Genomic DNA, 21,189 nt, shown 5'->3' with positions numbered 1-21,189 from the left:
CCTGTCAGACGAGACCACCGTGGGTCAACTGGACTCGCGGTGCACGGCGGTTGCCCCGAACAGCTCGTGCGACCCGGGCTCGGCGTTCGGGTTGCGCACCGCACGGTCGACCAGGGAGGCGAGGTCGCGGCCGGAGGGCAGCGCTATGCGGACGGTGCTGAGCCGGGGCCGCAGCAGCCGGCCGAGCATCAGGTCGTCGGCGCCGATGACGGCCGCGTCCTCGGGGACGCGCACCCCGGCGTCCTGCAGGGCCCGCATCAGCAGCATCGCGTACTCGTCGTTGTAGGCGAACACGGCGTCCAGGCCGAGGTCCGTCCAGCGGGCGGCGAGGGCGGCCGCGGACTCCTCGGTGTAGGCGAGGGACAGCTCGGTGACGGTCGCGTCGGTGCCGTGCAGGGCCTCGCGGGTGCCGGCCAGCCGGGGCGCGGAGAAGATCTCCAGACCGGGCTCCTCGGGGACGACGACGCCGATCCGCCGTCTGCCCCGGGCGTACAGGTGCCCGGCGGCGCTGCGGCCGACGCCGGCGTGGTCCAGGAGCAGGGCGTGGGCGCCCTCGACGGCCACGGGACTGAGGGTCACCACGGCCCGGGCACCGGACCGCTTGAGGACGGCGACCCCCTCCGGGCCGATGCCGGGGGTGGGCACCAGCACGGCGACGGGCCGCAGTTCGGCCCAGGCCCGGGCGGCGTCGTCACCGCGCAGACCGGTGGCGCCGTACTGGACGACGGTGTAGTCGAGGCGGCTGAGCGCGCCCTGGAAGTCGTGCACGAACTGGCTGTAGAGCGGGCCCGCCGGGACGGGCAGGGTGGGCATCAGGACCATGCGGCTGTGTCCGGCGCGCAGGCTGCGGGCGGCCGCGTGCGGCACGTACCCGAGTTCCTTCGCGGCCTCGTGGACCCGGCGGCGGGTGGGTTCGCTGATGCGTACGGCGCTGGTGTTGTTCAGGACGTAGGAGACGGTCGCGCGCGAGACGCCGGCCAGGCGGGCCACGTCGGCGCTCGTGGGCACGGAGCGCGGCGCCGGCGACTTCGTCGGCGCGGGTGTGTTCGGTATCTGCACCATGACGTACGGCATCTTGGCAGAAGCTGTGCGCGGAAGTTCGGGCGGGGGACGCCCAAATTTGATGAAGCGTCAACATACCGGACGGTCGGGCGCCCTGACCTGGAGCGCCTCGCGCGATGGCCGTCAGGGGCCCGTGACCCGGTCGATCAGATCACTCCAGCCCGCCTCCAGCCGCCCGAGCGGCACCCCGCACTGCCGGGTCAGATGGTGGACCAGGACCGGGTCCAGAGCGCCTATCAGCGTGTGGGCGAGCAGTTCGTGGTCCGCGCCCGGCAGCGCCTGGCGCAGCAGCAGCGTGAGGTGGCTGTGGTGGACGCGGCGGGCGGGCACCGAGTGGCGGCGGTCCGGGCCGGCCTCGGCCGCCAGCAGCAGGTCGAGTTCGTCGACGGCGCGCCTGAGCATGGTGATGCCGAACGCCCGCAGCCGCTCCACCGGCGGCGCGCCCGGCCCCAGCGGCGGGGGGCCGCTCAGGAACGCGGCCTGCATCTTCTGCTCGGAGTGGTCCAGGAGGGCCGTCAGCAGGCCGGTGCGGTCGCCGAAGCGGCGGAAGACCGTCCCCTTGCCGACGTTCGCCGCGGCCGCCACCGCCTCCATCGTCACCCCGGCCGCGCCGTGCTCGGCGATCAGCCGGGCGGCGGCGTCCAGCAGCCGGGCCCGGTTGCGGGCCGCGTCGGCCCGCAGGCACGGCTCGTCGCCGGCGGGCCCCAGCTGGAGCAGTTGCTGAGGCTCGCCGATCTTCTCCTCGGGCTCCGGACACGGGGGCAGAAGGCTGGACATGAACTCAGCGTAAAGCACCGGGAATGAAACTGGACCGCGGTCCGGTTAGGGTGCTAGAAAGTTAAACGGACCTCGGTCCGGATCGTAAACGCAATGTTTCAGCCCTTGGGAGTACCCATGTCTGTCCGCATCCTCGCGCTCGTCGGCAGCCTCCGCGCCGGTTCCACCAACCGCCAGCTCGCCGAGGCGGCCGTCAAGGTCGCTCCCGAGGGCGCCGAGGTCGACCTCTTCGAGGGCCTGGCCGAGATCCCGTTCTACAACGAGGACCTCGACGTCGAGGGCAGCGTCCCGGCCGCCGCCGCCAAGCTGCGCGAGGCCGCCCAGGCCGCCGACGCCTTCCTGCTCTTCTCCCCCGAGTACAACGGCACCATCCCGGCCGTCCTGAAGAACGCCATCGACTGGCTGTCCCGCCCGTACGGCGCCGGCGCCTTCGGCGGCAAGCCCGTCGCCGTGGTCGGCACCGCCTTCGGCCAGTTCGGCGGCGTATGGGCGCAGGACGAGGCCCGCAAGGCCGTGGGCATCGCCGGCGGCAAGGTCATCGAGGACCTCAAGCTCTCCATCCCCGGCTCCCTGACCCGCTTCGCCGAGACCCACCCGGTGGACGACGCCGAGGTCGCCGCCCAGCTGACCGAGGTCGTGGCCCGTCTGCACGGCCACGCGGGCGAGGCCGTCGCCGCCTGACCCGGGGTACGTCCCCGACGTCCGGTACGTCACGAGGGGGTCGCGGCACGGTTGCCGCGGCCCCCTCGCCGTTGCGGTGAGCCCTCCGAGTCCGGCGGTCCTCGTTTCCGGCGGGTAACCGACCGTCGAAAGTCGTTCAACCCGCAGACCGCCGCCCAGCGGGTCTGATATGGCTTGAGAGATGCAGACCCTTTATCGACGACTGCTCCGACTGATGCCCCGTATCGGCGTTCAGGTGACCGACCTCGGCCCGGGCGCGGCGGTGGTGGCCCGGCGCGGCGGCCCCTACGAGGTGACCGACGTGGACCAGGGCACGAAGGTGCTCTCCCGGCGTGGCGGCCCCTACCGGGTGACCGGCGTGGACAAGGACACCTGGCTCCTGCGGCGGACGCGGGGCGGTGCCAGGACCGCGGTCGCCGAGAAGGGAGTCGTTCCGCTCGGCGACACCGGTGCCGTGCTGCTGATCGATGACCCGGAGCACCAGGACGAGCGCAAACTGCAGCTTTCCGCTGCCGAATACCTGTGCGTCCAGCATGTGACCGCCATGCTCGAGCTGTACGGCGTGAACTGCGTCTTCGACGTCGGCGCCAACACCGGCCAGTACGCCAAGCGGCTGCGCAGGGCCGGCTACACCGGCCGGATCGTGTCCTTCGAGCCCACGTCCGAGACGTTCACCAAGCTGGCGAAGGCCGCCGAGAAGGACCCCGACTGGCGGGTGTACCAGTGCGGACTGGGCCGCGAGGAGTCGACCGCCGAGATCCACAAGAGCTGGCTGACGATGAACTCCCTGCTGCCGCCCAGCGACTACGGCAAGGGCCGCTACAGCCGGTTCAAGAAGTCCGACACCGAGGAGATCCGCATCCGCCGCCTCGACGAGGTGATGGACGAGGCGCTGGAGGGTCTCGCCGACCCCGTCCCGTATCTGAAGATGGACACCCAGGGCTATGACCTGGAGGTCTTCGCCGGGGCCGGCAAGCGCGTCACCGACTTCGTGGGCCTGCAGTCCGAGGTCGCCTGTCTGCGTCTGTACGAGGGCAGCCCGGGCATGGGCGAGGCCGTCGCCGCGTACGAGGCGGAGGGCTTCGGCATCACCGGGATGTACCCGGTGACCCGCGAGGCGACCACCGGCCGCGTGATCGAGTTCGACTGCGTGATGATGCGCGCGGAGGCGGCACCCGAGCCGCCCAAGCAGTAGCGGCAGCCTCCCCCTCCTGCCGCCTGGCCACGCGCAGGCCGGTGAACGTCGTGACCGTGAGGACGAGCACGATGAAACCGAGCGAGAAGGGGATGCCGACATCGACAGGCCGTAGCTGAGGGGCCTCGGTCAGCCCGTAGATGGCGGGGATGGAGTCGAGGGCGAACAGCACGTCGGTGGAGCCGATCGCGAGCATCACGACGAGCATCGGGGTCATGACCCGCTTGCCGTTCTGCTCGATCCACAGCTTGGCGCCGTGGTAGCGGTCGGCGACACCGAAGCGCTTTTCTCCGTGATGTACCCGGCGAAGAACTCGCCCGTCGGTCCCCCGCCGCCGAAGACGAACACACCGAGCCCGAACGTGCGGGCCGGCACGAGCCACACCATCGTCCAGGCACCGGCCTCCCGCACGGACACGTCATGGGGTCTGCGGCCTGTGAAGTGTGTCACCCGCCGGATGGCGGGGAGCTTCCGCCGGACGGCGGTGGTCCGTAAGGCGTCCACCGCACGGATCATGTGTGCACGAGCCGCCGCACTCACCTGTGTGAGGAGAAGCCATGACGTACGTCCCGCCGCCGTTCGACCCGGAACTCGCCGCCGCGCTGGAGCTGATCAAGGAGATGATCCAGCCCGGGATGGCGCCCGAGGACATCGAGACCGTCCGTCAGGGGCCGGGCATCGCGCTGCTCGCCGACCTGGACCTGACCGCGGGCGGGGCCTTCGAGGTCGAGGACCGGACCGTGCCGGGACCCGAGGGCGCCCCCGAGATCTCGCTGCTGATCTGCCGCCCGACCGCCGCGGCCCCCGACCGGCCGCGGCCGGTCGTCTACCACGTCCACGGCGGCGGCATGGTCATCGGCAACAACCGGGTCGGCATCGACGCGGCCCTGGACTGGGCGCGGGAACTGGACCTGGTCGTGGTGTCCGTGGAGTACCGGCTGGCGCCGGAGCACCCGCACCCGGCGCCCGTCGAGGACGTGTACGCCGGCCTGGTGTGGACGGCGGAGCACGCCAAGGAGCTGGGCGGGGACCCGGAGCGGATCGTGATCGCCGGCGCCAGCGCGGGCGGCGGGCTCAGCGCGGCGCTCGCCCTGCTGCTGCGCGACCGGGGCGGCCCGCGGCCGATCGGCCAGCTGCTGTTGTGCCCGATGCTGGACGACCGCAACGACACGGTCTCCTCCCACCAGATGGCGGGCCTCGGCGTGTGGGACCGCACGGCCAACGAGACCGGCTGGGGCGCCCTGCTCGGCGAGCGGCGCGGCGGCCCGGACGTCTCCCCGTACGCGGCGCCGGCCCGCGCCGAGGACCTGTCCGGGCTGCCCCCGGCCTTCCTCGACGTCGGCTCCGCCGAGACCTTCCGGGACGAGGTCGTCGCCTACGCCTCCCGGATCTGGCAGGCCGGCGGGATCGCCGAACTGCACGTGTGGCCGGGCGGCTTCCACGGCTTCGACGGATTCGCCCCGCAGGCCGCCCTGTCCAGGTCGGCACGGGCGGCCCACCTGGACTGGCTGCGCCGGCTGCTCGCCGAGTAGGACAGGTCGTCCCAGGCCTCGCGGGACTCAGTGACGCTTGAACTCGATGGGACCGGCGTTCATCTCCACGGTCCCGTCCGGGTGCAGGACGGGCCGGCGCTCGGTCATCCGGGCGCTGTAGGCCTCGACGTGGTGGATCGCCGCCCCGTCGGCCGAGGTGAAGTCGACGAGCGCGATCGCCACCCAGTAGCGGGTGCTGGTGTTCTCGTACAGCGGGACGGTGACCGTGGATCCCCGGCCGTCGTCGACGACGACCCGCGCGCCGAAGCTGTGGAAGGATCCGGCGCCGTTGCTGACCGCCGAGTACGCGCACAGCAGGACGTACCCCTGCTCGTCGGGCCGCCCGATCCGCACGACCTCACGGCCGGGGACGCGCGAGTCGCCGTCGAGGCAGAGGTAGGGGCGCTCCGTCAGGGAGCCGAGACGCCGGTAGTAGACGACGTCCTGCGGGGCGCCCTTCCTGCGCTTCTTTCCCGTGGGGTGCGCGGGCCCGGAGGGCGCCCCGCCGGGACGCAGCGGCTCGCCCTGGGGTACATGCCCCTTCTTCACGCGGGTGCCCGGCGCGTCGGCACCGCGCAGGGCCTTGGTGGCCGGGACGAAGAGGGCGTACAGATCGAGGTCGGCGCCCCGCCTGCGGCGTTCCGCACTGCCGCCGTCCCACTCCAGGGCCACCGTGACCACCAGATCGCGGTCGGCCTTGTCCAGGCTCAGCGAGACCTGGCTGCCCTTGTCGAGACTGATCTTCCCGAGGGGCGGCTTGACCAGGCGGGGAGGGGGCGGGGCGACGGTGGAGGGGGCTTCCGCCACCACCGGCTCGGCCGGCGCCGTCGGCTGCACGAGCTCCGTCGCCTCGGGGGCCGCCTCCTCGGCCACCTCGATTCCGAAGTCCGTGGCGAGACCGGCCAACCCGTCGGCGTACCCCTGGCCGATGGCGCGCACCTTCCACGCCTCGCCGCGGCGGTAGAGCTCGGTCAGCAGGACCGCGCGTTCGCCGTCCGTGAGGGCGGGCGGCCGGAAGACGACCGGCTCGGTGCCGTCCTGCACGGCCCGCACCTCGACGTTCTTCACCCCGTGGAACGTGCGGGCCGCGTCGTCCGGGTCGCAGCTGGCCACCAGGACGACCCGGTCCACCTCGGCGGGCAGCGCGGCCGGGTCCACCTCGATCCGCTCGGGACCGTCGGCGTCGGCGGCCCGGTGGCGTACGGCGTCGGACTCGGCGGAGGGCTGGTTGTAGAAGACGAGGTCGTCGTCGGACCTGACCCTGCCCTCGGTGGTGACGAGCAGGGCGCTGAGGTCGACCGGCTCGCCCTCGGCGGACAGCTCCACGGTCACCGCTCCGGCCCCCAGCGCCGTGTTCCCGCCCTTGCCCAGTTCCGGCATGTCGCCCACCCCCACGCGATCTCCCCATCGGTTTCCCGCCACCTTTGCACAACGTGAGCGGATCCGACCGGCAATGCCCGATCTTGATCAGAAGGGTGGGAAGGGTGCATCGCGACTCTCCTCACCCGCGTGCGCGTGGCGCATCATGACCGTATGAAAGAGCTGGCCGGGCGCCTGACCGCGCTGGACCCGGACGCCGGTGCCGCCGTGCGGGTCATCGCCTACTTCGACCGGCTGGCCGAGACCCGGGCCGGGGTGGAGGCGCTGGTGCGCGGGGCCGCGGTGCTGGCCGGGGTGCCCGCGCGGCTCGTCGACGCCGACCGGCGGGTGCGGATCCGGGTCGAGGCCGACGGCACCCGCCGGGACGCGGACCGGCCGCCGGACCCGCAGTGGCCGTCCGCCGCGCTGACCCCGGACGGCGAGCCCGCCCTGTGGCTGGAGCGCGCGGGTGCGGCGCCCAGCGTGGTCGACGCGGTGATCCTGGAGCGGGCCGCCGGAGCCGCGCGCCTCGTCCTCGACCGCACCCGAGGGCGGGCCCCGCTCGACGATCCCGCGCTGATCGAGACGCTCCTGGACGCCACCGCCCCCGAGCCGGCCCGCCTGCACGCGGCCCGCCGCCTCGGCCTCGACCCGCTCGCCACCGCCCGCGCCGTCGCCACACCGGGCGGACGGCCGCGGGTGGTGTCCGCGACGCCCGAGGAGCCCGGCACCGGCGGATCCGCCGCACGCCGGACGGGCGCCGATCCTCTGGCTGCCCGCTCCACGGCCTCACCCGGCAGGCGCCCCAGGGCGGCCCTCCCCGTACCTCAGGAGCTCCGCGGCGGCGACGCGCCCGCACGCCGGAGGGGCCTCGACGCCTCGGCCGCCGCCGGACCGCCGGCCACGTCCGCAGAGCGGCCACGGGCGGTCGCGCCGGAAGGGCCCACCGCCGAGGTACCCGGCGTGCGGACCGGTGTCGGTCCCGCCGTTCCCGTCCTCGAACTGCCCCGGTCCTGGGCCGACGCCCGCACCGCGCTCCGGTTCACCGCCGAGGGCACCGGGCAGGACCCCGGTCCCCGGGTGGTGTACGCCGACGAGCTCGGCGGCATCGCCCTGCTGGCCGGCCTCGTCGTACCGGGCGCCGAGCCGCCGCCGGACGTCCAGGCGGTGGAGGCGGCCGCCGCGGACGCGCCCTGGCTGCTCACCACGCTGTACGCCGTCACCGCGACGGCGAGCCTGCGGGCGGCCGCCGCCGAGGCCAACGTGCACCACTCCACGCTCCAGGACCGGCTGGTCCACGCCGAGCATCTGCTGGGCTGGCCGGTGCGCACTCCGCAGGGCCGGCTGCGGCTGCACCTCGCACTGACGATGCGGCGGCTGGCACGGCCGTAGAGCTCCTTCCGTCCGAGGGCGTTCAACCGTTCGATTGAACGGCGGTTCCACCGGACGCCTGTCATCCGGTCCGTCCGGACGACGCGCGGGACCGCCCGGGGCCAGCAGAATCGGCGTCGACCGTGGCGCCCGGTCTCCCACCCCCCCTCAGAGCCTGTGTCATATCCCCGGCCGGGCGCGCGACGCCTGGCACGCACGCTCGCCACGTTGCCGAAAGGCCCACGTGGCTCCGCCACGAGGGCGCTCCGGCGCCTTGCGATCGCACGCACCAGACGCCGCGCGCTGATCCGACCGGGATATGACACAGGCTCTCAGAGATCAGAGAGGTCGTAGCACCATGCCCAGCTCCCCCAGCAGAAGGCGTCTCCTCGCGACCGGCGCGGGTGCCGCACTCGGCCTCGGCGCCCTCGGTACGTCCCCCGCCTCGGCGTCCCCGGCGTCCGCGCGGCCGGCGTCCGCCCGGTACGGCTCGGGCGCCGAGGAGACCCGGTCGCTCGACGAGCTGTACCAGGCCGCTCTCGCGGAAGGGGGCAAGCTCGTCGTCTACGCCGGCGGGGACACCCCGACCCAGCAGGACGGCACCAAGGCCGCCTTCCTCAAGCGCTTCCCCGGCATCGACCTGAAGCTGATCGTGGACTACAGCAAGTACCACGACGTCCGCGTCGACAACCAGCTCGCCACCGGCACCCTCGTGCCCGACGTCGTCCAGCTGCAGACGCTCCAGGACTTCGTCCGCTGGAAGTCCCAGGGCCGGCTGCTGCACTACAAGCCCGCCGGGTTCGCCGCGGTCCACGACACGTTCAAGGACCCGCAGGGCGCCTGGGTCGCGATCGCCGCGATCGGTTTCAGCTTCATGTACGCGCCGGCCGCGGTCGGTTCGGACGCGCCGCGCACCCCGCTGGACCTGGTCGACGCCAAGTGGAAGGGGAAGATCGCCTCGTCCTTCCCGCACGACGACGACGCGGTCCTCTTCCTCTTCTCGCTCTACGTCAAGCACTACGGCTGGGACTGGGTGGCCGGGCTGGCCGCGCAGGACGTCCGCTTCGCGCGCGGCAGCAACTCCCCCGGTGACGCCGTGCGCTCCGGGCAGTACCCGATCGGCGTCGGCGGCTCCGGTGCGCCCCTGTCGACCGGCCCCGTGAAGTGGGTCCTCCCGGACAGCGCGCCGTTCATGGCGTGGGGTCAGCGGGCGGCGATCCTCAAGGCGGCCGCGAACACCACGGCGGCCAAGCTGTACCTCAACTGGCAGCTGTCGACGGCCACCCAGCAGAACTCCTTCAACGGCTGGTCGGTGCGCACCGACATCACTCCCCCGACCGGGCTGAAGCCGGTCTGGGAGTACCCGAACGCCAACATCGACGGCTTCCCCCGCTTCATGTCCGACCGCGCCGAGGTGGAGCGCCTGAAGCAGACCTTCGCCCTCTACTTCGGCGAGGTGAAGGGCGACCCGACCCCGGGCTTCCTGGGGCTGCACCCGGGCGCCTAGCAGGCACTGGCCGGTTTCACACGGTCCCTACAGGCGGCGGATAGACTCGGACCCCCTGTTCGAACGGATCATCGTCCAAGGGGTCTTCCGTGTCCGATCGTGCTCCCGTCCGTACCCTTGCGAGGGCCGTCCGCGGGAGCCGGCCGACGCCCGCCCTCCTCGCCCATCTGACGTTCTTCGTGGTCGTCGGCGCCGGGCTGGTCCGGCTCTTCCAGCTGAGGATCGGACTGTGCTGGGACATCGTCACCGTCAGCGGGCTGCTGGCGCTGGTGTACGCGGGCGGGCTCGCGGCCGGTGAGCGACTGGGGCGGGTCGGCGCACACGCGTGGGTCGCGGCGCTGCTGGCGCTGTGGACCACGCTGGTGGTCCTCGCCCCCTCCTCCCTCACGGGTGCCTACGTCTGGGGTGCCGTGCCGCTGGCCTGTGCGGCGCTGCGGGCGCTCGGCCGGCGGGCGGCCGGGGTGGCGGTGGCCGCCCTCACGGTCGTCCTCGCCGCTCAACTCGTCCGCAGCGCTGGCAGGTTCGATCCGGAGATCGTCCTGATCCCGGTGGCGGCGGTCTGGGGCACGGTCGCCCTGTACCGCTCCCAGCAGCGGGACGCCGCCGAACGGCTGCGGCTGGTCGAGGAGTTGCGCGGCACCCGGGACGTGCTGGCCCGGCAGCAGCGGCAGGCCGGGGTGCTGGCCGAGCGGGCCAGGATCGCCCGGGACCTGCACGACACGCTGGCCCAGGAGCTGTCCGGCGGTGTCATGCTGCTGCAGGCCGCCGACCGCGACTGGGACGCGCGTCCGGACATGGCCCGTACCCGGGTGCGGGCCGTGGCCGACGGGCTGCACGCCAATCTCGCCGAGACCCGCAGGATCATCCGCGACCTGACGCCGTCCGCCGTGGACGAGGCCGGTCTGGAGGGCGCGCTGCGGCTGCTGTGCGCCCGGGCCGAGGCGGAGGGCGCGGCGGCCCGGGTCCGGTTCCGGTCGGTGGGTGCGCGGCGGCCGGCCCTGGACGGGCAGGCCGCCGCGACCCTGTTCCGGGTCGCGCAGAGCACGCTGGCCAATGTGCGCGAACACGCGCACGCCGTGAACGTCCAGGTCAGCCTGCACGCCCGGGCGGACCGGGTGGAGCTCGAAGTACGGGACGACGGCGCCGGGTTCGAGACCGGCCGGCTCGGCGTCCCCTCCCAGGGCGGGCGTGGCCTCGGGCTGCCCGCGGCCCGCGCGCGTCTGCGGGAGTGCGGGGGCGACCTCGACGTGGGCAGCGCGCCGGGACGCGGTACGTGCGTACGGGCGACGGTGCCCGCCCTGCCGGAGAACCGCCCGGCCGCCCGGGTGGCCGCACGGTGAGCGGCACGCCGTTGCGTCTGCTGGTCGCCGACGACCACGCCGTCGTACGGGCGGGTCTGCGCGCGCTGCTGGAGGGCGAGCCGGATCTCGAGGTGGCCGCCGAGGCGGGGTCCGGTGAGGAGGCGGTGCGGCTCGCGGCGCGGCTGGTGCCGGACGTCGTGCTGATGGACCTGCGGTTCGGCGGCGGGGGCGGGTCCGGGATCGACGGGATCGAGGCGGTGCGCCGACTCGCGGCCGAGGCGCCGGGGATCCCGGCGGTGATGCTGACGAGTTACTCGGGCCGCGCCGATGTGGTGCGCGCACTGGAGGCGGGAGCCCGGGGGTATGTGCTGAAGGCGGGTCCGCCGGAGGAACTGTTCCGGGCCGTACGGGGTGCCGCGGCCGGTGCGCTCGGGCTTGCCTCGGAGGTCGTGGGCGAGCTGGTCGGCCGGTCCCCCGCCCCGGAACGGGAGTTGAGCGGGCGGGAGGTCGAGGTGGTGCGGCTGCTGGCGGAGGGGCTGAGCAACCGGGCCATCGCCGAGGCGCTGTTCCTGAGCGAGGCCACCGTGAAGACCCACCTGGTGCGCGTCTACCGCAAGCTCGGCGCGGACAACCGCGCGGCGGCGGTGTCGGAGGCGGTGCGCAGGGGGCTGCTGGACCTGGCGTGACAGGCCGGAGGGGGTGTCCGCCGCTACGGACACCCCCTCCGGGGTCTCAGGTCCTGGCCCTCTCAGGCCCTCACACCCTCCGGGGTCTCAGACCTTGGCCTGCTCGGGCGCGGTCGCGGAATCGGTCTCGGCCTCGCCGGAGACGGCGGCGCGGGCGGCCGGGATCACGGCGGCGATCGCCGCGGAGACCAGGGCGAGGCCGCCGCCGACGAGGAGCGCGGTGCGGAAGCCGTCCTCGGAGGCGAAGGTGTAGCCGCCCATGGTGGTGGTCATCTGGGAGAGGATCACCCCGATGACGGCGGAGCCGATCGAGGTGCCGAGCGAGCGCATGAGGGTGTTGAAGGCGTTGGCGGCGGCGGTCTCGGTCAGCGGCACCGAGCTCATGATCAGGGCGGGCATGGCGCCGTAGGCGAGGCCCACACCGCTGCTGGTGATGATCGTGACCAGCATGACGCCCCAGGCGGAGCCGATCAGCGCCATGGAGGCGAAGTAGCCGGCGGCGAGCACCAGGGCACCGCAGACCAGCGTGAACTTCGGGCCGCGGGCGTTGGTGAGCTTTCCGCCGAGCGGGGAGACCAGCATCATCATCAGGCCGCCCGGCGCCATCCACAGACCGGCCGCGAGCATGGACTGGCCGAGGCCGTAGCCGGTGGCCTCCGGGAACTGCAGCAGCTGCGGCATCACCAGCATGCTCGCGTACATGCCGAAGCCGATGAAGACCGAGGCGAGGTTGGTGAGGAGGACGCGGGGGCGGGCGGTGGTGCGCAGGTCGATCAGCGGGTCGGTGGTGCGCACCTCCCACACGCCCCAGCCGGCCAGCAGCACCAGGGCGGCGGCGAACAGACCGAGGGTCGTGCCGCTGCCCCAGCCCCAGTCGGCGCCCTTGGAGACGGCGAGCAGCAGCGAGATCAGACCGGCGCCGAGGCCGATCGCGCCGGGCAGGTCGAAGCGCTGGCCCTTGGCGCCGGCGGGGACGTCCGGGACGAGCGTGAAGATGAGGACGGCGACGACGGCGGCGAGGGCGGCGGAGCCCCAGAAGAGCACCCGCCAGTTCGCGTACTGGGCGACCGCGGCGGCCAGCGGCAGGCCGATGGCGCCGCCGATGCCCATGGAGGCGCTGACCAGGGCGATGGAGCCGCTGAGCTTCTCGGCCGGTACGACGTCCCGCAGCAGCGCGATGCCGAGCGGCACCATGCCCATGCCCATGCCCTGCAGACCGCGCCCGACGATCATCGTGACGACGTCGGAGGCGAACGCGCACACCACCGAGCCCACGATCAGCGGCACGGAGCAGGCGAGCAGCATCCGGCGCTTGCCCACCAGGTCGCCGAGACGGCCGACGACCGGCACGCACACGGCCGCCACCAGCAGGGTGACCGTGATCACCCACGCCGCGTTCGAGGACGAGGTGTCCAGGATCTGCGGGAGCTCGGCGATGAGGGGCGTGACCAGCGTCTGCATGATCGCCGCCGTGGTGCCGGCGAAGGCCAGCGTGGCGATCACGGCACCCGGGCGGGCCGTGGGCTGTTGAGCGGGGGCGCCCATGAGGGACTCCTCGGTGAAAGTAGGAAGGATGTGCATCGTACATGCCGTGTGTATCGAGCACATGTCGTGGCCCATACACACCGGTATGCCAGGATGGAGCCATGGAGACGCCCACCCATGAGGTCGAGTACGAGCAGATGCTGCTCAGCCGCCACACGTTCCTGAACCAACGGGGCGGCCGCCGCAACAACAGCCTCATGGAGCGCAGCGCCTACATCCTGCTGAGCCGGATCAGGGTCCAGGGCCCCATGTCGATCGGGGAACTCAGCGAGGCCTTCGGTCTGGACGCCTCCACCCTGAACCGGCAGACGGCCGCGGCGATGCGGGCGGGCCTCATCGAGCGCATCCCCGATCCCGAGGGCGGGATGGCCCGCAAGTTCCGTCTCACCGACGAGGGCACACGGCTGCTGGACGCGGAGCGGGAGGGGATCGTCGAGATCCTGGACCGGGTGATGCAGGACTGGTCGGACGACGACATCGCCGCCTTCGCGGGCTTCCTGCGCCGCTTCAACAACGGCATCGAGGCGATCGGCGGGCGCCCCTGGCCGCGCCCGTAGCGGCGTACGCCGGTCAGTGGCGTACGCCGGTCAGCTCACCGTGCGCGCGAGACGGAAGCCGACGTCGTCCACCCGGAACGTGGGATGACTGCGACGCCGTACGGACGCCCGGCAGCTCCAGTGCTCGTCGAACCAGCCGCCGCCACGCAGGACGCGGTAGGTGCCGTAGACGTCGCTGTCGTAGAGGTCCCAGCACCACTCCCAGACATTGCCGAGCATGTCGTGCAGGCCCCAGGGGTTGGGGAGCCTGCCGCCCACCTCGTGGAGCCGCTCGCCGGAGTTGTCGCGGTACCAGGCGATGTCGTCGAGGGGGCCGTAACGCGGTCCGTCGGTGCCGGCCCGGCAGGCGTGCTCCCATTCGGCCTCGGTGGGCAGCCGGTATCCGTCGGCCGAGGTGTCCCAGGCGACCGCCTCCTCGTCGGGCCGCAGGTCATAGGCGGGCGTGAGACCGGCGCGAAGGGAGAGCGCGTTGCAGAAGCGGACCGCGTCCCACCAGGACACGCCCTCCACGGGCAGCCGGTCTCCCCCGGCAATGTCCGGGAGCGGCCCGGCCACACGCGCGTACAGGTCCCGGGTGACCGGGTGGGCGCCGATCCGGCAGGCCGCCACCTCCACGGCCCAGGTGCGCCGCGTACGGCGGTCCGACAGGATGACCCGTCCCGGCGGAACGTCGGTCATCTCGGGCTCCGGGCTGGTGTCCATGCCGAGGATGATCTCACCGCCGTGCCCCGGGGCGCCGGGCGAGCGCCGTTCACGCCCGTGCGGGCCGGGGCATGCTCGCTCCCGGGGTGCCTCGCCGTACGGCGCCTCGCGAGGTGTTCGAGCGGGACCTGACACAGGGGGGAAGATCCGTGGGGTGGATGACCGAGCAGTTCGGGGAGTCCCACGAAGGGATCGCGGGCGCGGTTCTCGCCGGGGGCGAGGAACCCAAGCCGGTGTACCTGGACTTCGGCAGCGGCACCGGCCGCGGTGTGGAGACCGGCGAATGGTGGGCCTACGACGGCCGGTCGGGCCGTCCGAGGGCCGCCGCACTCCGCGCGGCGTGCGCCTGCGGCTGGCGGGGCGAGTCGTATCCGGTCGACTGGGAGGAGCGGGTGGACGGCAGCAGGCCCGAACCGGACACCGGCGAGGCGTACCGCGACTGGAGCGAGCACATCCGGGCCGTGGAACGCCGTACCGTGCCCCTGCCGGACGAACTCACCGATCTGATGGACCGGTTGGAGGACCAGCTGGCCGCCCTGGCCGAGCAGGCCCCGGTCGCCGCCCTCCGCGCCGCGACCGCGCTGGAACGCCTCACCGCCGACATCGCGCAGGAGGCGGCGTACGCGATCCAGGAGGACGAGGTGCCGTGGGAACGGATCGGCACGGCCCTCGGCCTGAGCCCGGACCGGGCCGAGTCGCTGCTCACGCACTACCTGCTGCGACAGTAGCGGCAGGGCCCGATCGGGTGCGTGCTCACGAGTCGCCCGACGACGGTCCCGGGCTCGGCGCCGCTCTCCGTCTCGCTCCTGTCGCCCAGGGCGAGGTCGTTCTCGGCGAGCGGCTTCCGGGCCTCTCGGCCTTCTCTCCGCCGGTCAGCGGCGTCGCAGCGCCGGGTCGAGCAGCGCCGGCGGGGTGTCGTACTTCTCGTGCGCCGCGAGGTCGGTGCCGGGGGCGACGATCGCGTCGATGGCGTCGAGCACGTCGGCGGAGAGCACGGTGTCGGCGGCGGCGAGCCCCGCGTGCAGGTGGTCGAGGGTGCGGGGGCCGATGAGCGCGCTGGTCACGGCGGGGTGCGCGGTGACGAATCCGAGCGCGAGCTGGATCAGGGTCAGGCCCGCCTCGTCGGCGACCTCGGCCAGCCGCTCCACGGCGTCGAGCCTGGCCCGGTTGGCGGGGACGGCGAGGTCGAAGCGTTCCGGCATGAACGCCGAGCGGCTGGTGGCGATCTCCCGGCCCTCGCGGACCGCGCCGGACAGCCAGCCCGAGGCCAGCGGGCTCCACACCAGCACACCGAGGCCGTACTGCTCGGTCACGGGCAGGACATGGGCCTCGATGCCGCGCTGCAGGACGGAGTAGCTGGGCTGTTCGGTGACGTAACGGCTCAGGCGATACTCACGGGCGGCCCACTCGGCCTGCACGATCCGGTGGGCGGGGAAGGTCGAGGAGCCGAAGTAGCGGATCTTCCCCGCGCGCTGCAGGTCGGTCAGCGCGGACAGGGTCTCCTCGTCACTGGTGCTCGGGTCCCAGCGGTGGATCTGGTAGAGGTCGACATGGTCGACGCCGAGCCGGCGCAGGCTGTCGTCCAGTGCGGTGACCAGCCAGCGGCGCGAACCGCCCCGGTGGTTGCGCTCGTCCCCCATGGGCATGCCCGCCTTCGTGGCCAGCACGATGTCGTCACGGCGGCCGGCGACGGCCTTGCCGACCATCTCCTCCGACTCGCCGTCGCCGTACATGTCGGCGGTGTCGATGAGGTTGATCCCGGCTTCGAGGGCCGCGTCGACGAGGGCGGTGGCCTCGGCCTGGGTGGTCCGCCCGATCCTGCCGAAGTTCATCGCGCCGAGCGCGAGGGAGCTGACCTGCACACCGGTGCGGCCCAAGGTGCGGTACTGCATGACCGTGTTCCTCCGTTGCGGATGAGGGGACGCCAGGGCACGACTTGGCCGTCGGCCCTTTGCTCTGGCATCATGAGCAAACGGAACGACGTCCCGTTTCGACGATACGGAGCGGTGTCCCGTTTAGCAACCCGGTAGTGGAGGGAACGCGCGGTGAACGACAGCGACGGTGGCACCGGGCCCACGGCACGGCCCAAGCGGGCGGACGCCCGGCGCAACAAGGAGACCCTGCTCGACGCGGCCGCCGCGCTCTTCGTCGAGTCGGGCGTGGAGGCGCCGGTGCGCGACATCGCGGCCCGGGCCGGCGTCGGGACGGCCACGATCTACCGCCACTTCCCGACCCGGGCGGATCTGATCATCGCCGTCTACCGGCACCAGGTCGAAGCCTGCGCCGAGGCCGGCCCGGCCCTGCTGGCCGGCAGTCCGAGCCCCTACGTCGCCCTGCGCCGATGGATCAGTCTCTTCGCCGACTTCCTGGTCACCAAGCACGGACTCGCCGCCGTCCTGCAGTCCGACAACGCCGGCTTCGAGAACCTGCACGCCTATTTCATCGACCGCCTCGTGCCCGTGTGCGCCGATCTGCTCGGGGCCTCGGCCACCGCCGGTGAGATCCGCTCCGACATCGGCGCCCTCGAACTCATGCGCGGCATCGGAAACCTCTGCATCGGCGCGGAGAACAACCCCCTCTACGACGCACGCCGGCTGATCGACGTCCTCGTCTCGGGACTGCGCCGAACCGACTGACCGTCAGCCTGTCGAGCCGTCAGCCCGCCGAACCGTCAGCCCGCCCCCGGGGAAGCCTCGTCCCGAAGAGGATGAATGGGGATGAAGGGGCATCCGGGTTGAAGGACGGGACTATGTCCACCATCCTTCCCTCATGTCTCTCTCGGCCCCCGCCCCCGACCTGTCCGACCTGCGCGGCTACGCCGTCGACTGGGCGCTGGTGGACGTGGAGACCTCCGGGCTGACACCGCGCCGCGACCGGGTGTTGTCCGTGGCCGTGGTGACGCTGGGGCCGGACGGGGAGCAGACCGGCGAGTTCTCCACGCTGCTCGACCCGGGCTGCGATCCGGGGCCGGTCCATGTGCACGGGCTGACGGCTCAACGGCTGTGCGGGGCGCCCACGTTCGACCAGGTGGCCGGGCGGATCGGCGCCCTGCTGCAGGACCGGGTGATGGTCGCGCACAACGCGCAGTTCGACTACGACTTCCTCGCGCACGAGTTCGCGCGGGCGGGGCTGTGGCTGCCGGTCTCCCAGCGGCTGTGCACGCTCGCGCTGAACCGACGGGTCGATCCGCCCGTCGACGACCTCCGACTGGGCACGCTGGCCGCGCACTACGGCGTTCCGCAGACCAAGGCGCATGACGCGCTCGACGACACGCGCGTCCTGGCCGGGGTGCTGCGCGCGTCCCTGCGGGAGGCGGCGCGGCTCGATCTTCCGCTGCCGCTCGTGGCCTGTCCGCCCCGGCAGGACCCGCGGTTCGCGCCCAAGCCGCCCAAGGCCGCCTGCGCCTACCGCAATCCGGGGCGACTCGCGGCGAGCGGTGCGCTGGTGCAGGGCATGAAGGTCGCCGTCACGGGCGAGACGCGGACCGCGCGGGCCGAACTGGTGGCGCGGGCCGCAGCGGCAGGGCTGAACATGGTGGGTTCGGTCAGCCGGCACACCAGCGTCCTGGTCGCCAACGACACCGCCTCCGGCACCGCCAAGGTCCGCCGGGCCCTCGCCGAGGGCGTACCCGTCGTCGACGAACACACCTTCCTGCGCCTCCTGGACGACGTACGCCCCGGAACCCCCCACGAGGGAGCGGCGCCCGCACCGGCAGCCCCGCCCACCCCCACCCTGGAGGCCGTACCCACCCCCCGGAGACCGGCCCCGGGCGACACCCTCCACCCCGCACCGGCCGCGCGACCGGAGCCGGCACCCGAACCCGCCGCGTCCCCGGCGCCACCCGCCCCGGCCGCGCAACCGAGGCCGGTACCCGAACCATCCACGTCCTTCGCGCCGTCCGGCTCTGCCACGCCCCCGGAGCCGCACACCGAACCGTCCGGGCCCCTCGGCACGCCGGCACCGTCCCGGCGTGCGGCCAAGCCTGCCGGGCCGCTGGCCGGCCGGCGCGTCCTCGTGCTCGGCGGCACGCACCCCGAGGCCGTCGCCGCGCGTACCCGCGTCGTGGAGCTCGGCGGCGCCGCCGCGATCAACCTGTCCGCGAGCGTCACCGACGTCGTGCTGCTGGCCGGCGGCGACAGCGACCGCCGGATGTGCCGCATCATCTCGCTCGCCCTGCCCACCCGCGCGCCGGGCTGGCTGGACGCGCCGGTGGTGGCGGACGAGGCGAGCGCCGGTGAACGGCGCACGGCCGCGCACGTCCTGCCGCGGGGCGGGGTCGTCGACCTGCCGTACTCGGACGGGCCGGCGGCGACCGCCCGGTGGACCGTCACCGCCTCCTGGGCGGCGCAGACGGTGTGCGAGATCGACGTGGTCGCCTTCGTGGTGGACGAGGACGACCAGGTCGCCTTCGACGAGGACTTCGTCTTCTACGGCGCCCCGGAGAACCCCGGCGGGACCGTACGGCTCCTCAGCGACGGGCCCACCGAGCAGACCGTCAGCGTCGGACTCGCCACGCTGCCGCCCTCGGCCCGCAAGGTCGTCGTCGCGGCGGCCATCGACGGCACGCCCGCCTTCGGCGACGTCGGCGCCATCCAGATCAGCTCCGGCCCCGGGACCAGCGCGGCACCCCTGGTCCAGGCCACCTTGGACGCCGCCACCACCGAACGCACGCTGATCCTGGCCGAGCTCTACCGCCGCGGCCCCCTCTGGCGCCTGCGGGCCGTCGGCCAGGGCTACGACCACGGCCTCGCCGCCCTGGCCCGCGGCTACGGCGTCGACATCGCCGACTGACCCGTCCGGGGACAGACGTCACGGCGAGGACAGACCTCAGAGCAGGGCACGAATCGCGCTCTCGAACCCGGCCACGTGCTCCGCGGCCAGGCTCGCGGCACGCTCTCCGTCTCCCGCCAGCACGGCACGAACGAGCGGACCGTGCTCGCCCACGTGACCCGCCAGCCCCGGCAAACGATCGAGGAACAGACACCAGACACGCGTGGCCAGGTTGTCGTAACGCACCAGCGTGTCACGGAGATAGGGATTCCCCGTGGCGGTGTATAGCGCCCGGTGCAGCCGGAGGTCCAGGTCGATGAGCTCCCCGACCTGTCCCCCGGCGGCCGCGTCCAACTCCGTGAGCAGTCCGGTCAGTACGGCACGGTCCTGCGCTTTCGCCCTGCGTGCGGCGCAGTCGGCCGCCAGCGGCTCCAGCCGGAGGCGCACCTCGGTGAGGTGTCCCAGGTCCGTGATCTGCACTTCGGAGGCGAAGGTGCCGCGCCGGGGGAAGGCCACGACCAGCCGGTCGGCCTCCAGACGCTTGAGTGCCTCACGCACCGGCGTGCGGCCCACCCCCAGCTCCGCCGCCACCTGCTCGTCGTTGATGGGCGTACCGGGCGCGATCCGCAGAGTCACCAAGCGGTCGCACAGCACCTGATAGGCCTGCTCGGCCAGGGAGGGGCGACCTTCCGCCATCGCGACCGACATGCACATTCTCCTCGTCGAGATCCAGCAGCACCCACGCTAGCGCAACAATTGATATATCAATCGCGGGCGCGGTGCGGCGCTGTGCATGGGCCCCTGTGATCAGGCCTCGCGAAGGGTGACCAGGCCCCACGGAACGCGCCCGGAATCCGCCGACGGCAGCGGGTGGCTGCGCTCGATGACGTTCCGGCCGTCGTCGACGCGCACCCGGCTGCCCGTGACATGGCGGGCCTTCCCCGTCCGGGCCCTGGAGGATCCGAAGGGGGCGTTCGGCAAGCCGGAGGGCCTGCACAGCCTCGCTCGCGACGGGTTCTCCGAGGACTTCCCGGAAGTCGCCGACGTGATCAAGAACTTCAAGCTCACCGACGAGCAGTACGGCAGGCGTAGTCCCCGGACGCGGCGGCGGTGGTGGCGCGACACGCGCCCGCCATGAAGCGGAACGTGTCGACGCTCTGCGCAACGTCGTCCCGGGTCGACGACATCCATCATCCGCCCCGACTTGCCGGGCCTGAAAGGACGGCGTCTTCGCAAGCACTAAAAGTTTACACTTAATTTTTATAGTTTGGAGAGGTCGAACCTGCCTGTCAAGCGTCGTTCCACCCCGTAGCCTTGGGGCGTGATGCAAGGAACCGAAGACGCGGAGACCGTTCCGAGCACGGGCTCCATCGGGTTCGTCGCGCTCCTGGGCTCCGCCGAGGCAGAGGGGTTCAGCCGTGCCGACCAGGCGGCACATCAGCTGGAGACGGCCATCACGGTCGGCCTGCTCAGGGACGGCGAACGCCTGCCGTCGGAACCCGAGCTCGCGAGCCGGCTCGGGATCTCCACCCTCACGCTGCGGCAGGCGCTGGCCTCGTTGCGCTCCCGGGGCATCATCACGACCAAGCGCGGTCGCGGCGGCGGGAGCATCGTCTCCGACCGCGCCGTCCGGTCGCCCCAGGACCTCGCGCGCCGCCTGCGGGAGACGAGCACCGCAGAGCTGCGCGACCTCGGTGACCTCTCCACCGCCGCGGCGTCGGCCGCCGCCCGGCTCGCCGCCCGGCGGGCGGACGACCAGGATGTGCAGCGCCTGCACAGCCTTGCCGAGGAGTTCAGCAACGCCTCGGACCTCGACGCCCTGCGACGGACCGACAGCCGCTTCCACATCGATCTCGGTGTCGCCGCGCACTCGCGTCGGCTCATCGCGGCGACTGTACAGGTCCAGGGCGAGTTCGCGCCCCTGCTGTGGGCTCCCGCCACGCGTCTCGCGCATGCGGAAAGGGCCGCCGACGAACACCTGCAGATCGTGGAGGCCATCGCCGCGGGCGACGCCGAACGCGCCCAGGCCCTGGCCATCGCGCACAGTGAGCGGGACGCCGAGGCCGTCGTCGACGCCCACCTGGAACTCGTACTGACGAACCAGACCGACCGATGAATGGTCCCGGTGCCGCCGCCCCCTCGGC

20 protein-coding genes and 1 pseudogene are annotated in these 21,189 nt (G+C 73.0%); 13 read left to right on the top strand and 8 right to left on the bottom strand.

The genetic code is table 11. The annotated features are described in order from the left end of the window. Positions 1-24: 24 nt before the first annotated feature. The gene (locus ACIRF9_RS09595) at positions 25-1,062 is read right to left on the bottom strand and encodes a LacI family DNA-binding transcriptional regulator (protein ID WP_403818634.1); all 1,038 of its coding nucleotides are present in this window, start codon (positions 1,060-1,062) and stop codon (positions 25-27) included. A 123-nt stretch (positions 1,063-1,185) separates the two neighbouring features. Next, complete coding sequence (locus ACIRF9_RS09590; protein ID WP_403818632.1) at positions 1,186-1,839, bottom strand: TetR/AcrR family transcriptional regulator; 654 nt, start codon at positions 1,837-1,839, stop codon at positions 1,186-1,188. Between the two features lie 117 nt (positions 1,840-1,956). On the opposite strand from ACIRF9_RS09590, the gene ACIRF9_RS09585 reads away from it, so the two are divergent. After that, on the top strand, positions 1,957-2,520 hold the full coding sequence (locus ACIRF9_RS09585; RefSeq protein WP_403818630.1) for an NAD(P)H-dependent oxidoreductase: 564 nt from the start codon (positions 1,957-1,959) through the stop codon (positions 2,518-2,520). Between the two features lie 181 nt (positions 2,521-2,701). Continuing rightward, positions 2,702-3,715, top strand: coding sequence for an FkbM family methyltransferase (locus ACIRF9_RS09580; protein WP_403818628.1), 1,014 nt, complete (start codon positions 2,702-2,704; stop codon positions 3,713-3,715). Here the strand turns inward: ACIRF9_RS09580 and ACIRF9_RS09575 are convergent. Next, a pseudogene (locus ACIRF9_RS09575) lies at positions 3,609-4,231 on the bottom strand (hypothetical protein). The gene ACIRF9_RS09580 and the pseudogene ACIRF9_RS09575 overlap by 107 nt on opposite strands. Positions 4,232-4,272: 41 nt before the next feature. Here ACIRF9_RS09575 and ACIRF9_RS09570 point away from each other — a divergent pair. Further along, positions 4,273-5,247 carry an alpha/beta hydrolase gene (locus ACIRF9_RS09570; RefSeq protein ID WP_403818626.1) on the top strand — a complete coding sequence of 325 codons (975 nt, stop codon included), beginning with the start codon at positions 4,273-4,275 and terminating at the stop codon, positions 5,245-5,247. Positions 5,248-5,274: 27 nt separating this feature from the next. Here the strand turns inward: ACIRF9_RS09570 and ACIRF9_RS09565 are convergent, their stop codons facing one another. Continuing rightward, on the bottom strand, positions 5,275-6,642 hold the full coding sequence (locus ACIRF9_RS09565) for a TerD family protein (RefSeq protein WP_403818624.1): 1,368 nt from the start codon (positions 6,640-6,642) through the stop codon (positions 5,275-5,277). Positions 6,643-6,780: 138 nt separating this feature from the next. Here ACIRF9_RS09565 and ACIRF9_RS09560 point away from each other — a divergent pair, with 138 nt between their 5' ends. The 4 genes from ACIRF9_RS09560 (at position 6,781) to ACIRF9_RS09545 (ending at position 11,471) form a co-directional block, all read left to right on the top strand. Beyond that, positions 6,781-7,998: a helix-turn-helix domain-containing protein gene (locus ACIRF9_RS09560; protein ID WP_403818622.1), complete on the top strand. Its 1,218-nt coding sequence runs from the start codon at positions 6,781-6,783 to the stop codon at positions 7,996-7,998. 337 nt (positions 7,999-8,335) lie between these two features. Next, a complete protein-coding gene (locus ACIRF9_RS09555; RefSeq protein WP_403818620.1) occupies positions 8,336-9,484 on the top strand; it encodes an ABC transporter substrate-binding protein in 1,149 nt (382 codons plus the stop codon). Positions 9,485-9,573: 89 nt separating this feature from the next. Next, positions 9,574-10,824 carry a sensor histidine kinase gene (locus tag ACIRF9_RS09550; RefSeq protein ID WP_403818618.1) on the top strand — a complete coding sequence of 417 codons (1,251 nt, stop codon included), beginning with the start codon at positions 9,574-9,576 and terminating at the stop codon, positions 10,822-10,824. Then, positions 10,821-11,471: a response regulator transcription factor gene (locus ACIRF9_RS09545; RefSeq protein ID WP_403818616.1), complete on the top strand. Its 651-nt coding sequence runs from the start codon at positions 10,821-10,823 to the stop codon at positions 11,469-11,471. Before ACIRF9_RS09550 ends, ACIRF9_RS09545 begins: the two co-directional genes overlap by 4 nt. An 87-nt stretch (positions 11,472-11,558) precedes the next feature. On the opposite strand, the gene ACIRF9_RS09540 is transcribed toward ACIRF9_RS09545, so the two are convergent. Next, positions 11,559-13,016: an MFS transporter gene (locus tag ACIRF9_RS09540; protein ID WP_403818615.1), complete on the bottom strand. Its 1,458-nt coding sequence runs from the start codon at positions 13,014-13,016 to the stop codon at positions 11,559-11,561. A gap of 101 nt (positions 13,017-13,117) precedes the next feature. Here ACIRF9_RS09540 and ACIRF9_RS09535 point away from each other — a divergent pair, with 101 nt between their 5' ends. Next, positions 13,118-13,573: a MarR family winged helix-turn-helix transcriptional regulator gene (locus ACIRF9_RS09535; RefSeq protein WP_403818613.1), complete on the top strand. Its 456-nt coding sequence runs from the start codon at positions 13,118-13,120 to the stop codon at positions 13,571-13,573. A 30-nt stretch (positions 13,574-13,603) separates the two neighbouring features. Here the strand turns inward: ACIRF9_RS09535 and ACIRF9_RS09530 are convergent, their stop codons facing one another. After that, the gene (locus tag ACIRF9_RS09530; protein WP_403818611.1) at positions 13,604-14,275 is read right to left on the bottom strand and encodes a formylglycine-generating enzyme family protein; all 672 of its coding nucleotides are present in this window, start codon (positions 14,273-14,275) and stop codon (positions 13,604-13,606) included. Positions 14,276-14,433: 158 nt separating this feature from the next. Here ACIRF9_RS09530 and ACIRF9_RS09525 point away from each other — a divergent pair, with 158 nt between their 5' ends. After that, positions 14,434-15,003: a hypothetical protein gene (locus tag ACIRF9_RS09525; protein ID WP_403818609.1), complete on the top strand. Its 570-nt coding sequence runs from the start codon at positions 14,434-14,436 to the stop codon at positions 15,001-15,003. A gap of 144 nt (positions 15,004-15,147) precedes the next feature. On the opposite strand, the gene ACIRF9_RS09520 is transcribed toward ACIRF9_RS09525, so the two are convergent. Further along, complete coding sequence (locus ACIRF9_RS09520) at positions 15,148-16,167, bottom strand: aldo/keto reductase (RefSeq protein WP_403818608.1); 1,020 nt, start codon at positions 16,165-16,167, stop codon at positions 15,148-15,150. A gap of 153 nt (positions 16,168-16,320) precedes the next feature. Here ACIRF9_RS09520 and ACIRF9_RS09515 point away from each other — a divergent pair, with 153 nt between their 5' ends. Both ACIRF9_RS09515 and ACIRF9_RS09510 read left to right on the top strand, forming a co-directional pair. Continuing rightward, positions 16,321-16,911: a TetR/AcrR family transcriptional regulator gene (locus ACIRF9_RS09515; protein ID WP_403818606.1), complete on the top strand. Its 591-nt coding sequence runs from the start codon at positions 16,321-16,323 to the stop codon at positions 16,909-16,911. A 133-nt stretch (positions 16,912-17,044) separates the two neighbouring features. Next, on the top strand, positions 17,045-19,066 hold the full coding sequence (locus tag ACIRF9_RS09510) for a TerD family protein (RefSeq protein WP_403818605.1): 2,022 nt from the start codon (positions 17,045-17,047) through the stop codon (positions 19,064-19,066). Positions 19,067-19,102: 36 nt separating this feature from the next. Here the strand turns inward: ACIRF9_RS09510 and ACIRF9_RS09505 are convergent, their stop codons facing one another. Continuing rightward, entirely contained in the window at positions 19,103-19,753 is a 651-nt protein-coding gene (locus ACIRF9_RS09505) for a GntR family transcriptional regulator (protein WP_403818603.1), read from the bottom strand. Between the two features lie 115 nt (positions 19,754-19,868). Between ACIRF9_RS09505 and ACIRF9_RS09500 the strand changes: the two genes are divergently transcribed. Both ACIRF9_RS09500 and ACIRF9_RS09495 read left to right on the top strand, forming a co-directional pair. Beyond that, entirely contained in the window at positions 19,869-20,183 is a 315-nt protein-coding gene (locus ACIRF9_RS09500; RefSeq protein WP_403818601.1) for a glycine betaine ABC transporter substrate-binding protein, read from the top strand. 186 nt (positions 20,184-20,369) lie between these two features. Continuing rightward, positions 20,370-21,161, top strand: coding sequence for a FadR/GntR family transcriptional regulator (locus ACIRF9_RS09495; RefSeq protein ID WP_403819031.1), 792 nt, complete (start codon positions 20,370-20,372; stop codon positions 21,159-21,161). Positions 21,162-21,189: the final 28 nt, after the last annotated feature.

Origin of the sequence: Streptomyces sp. NPDC096132 (assembly GCF_044763345.1) — a bacterium.
In the GTDB taxonomy this organism is placed as follows: domain Bacteria; phylum Actinomycetota; class Actinomycetes; order Streptomycetales; family Streptomycetaceae; genus Streptomyces.
Note: the sequence above shows the minus strand (reverse complement) of the source record. Positions and strands in the feature narration are given on the sequence as shown.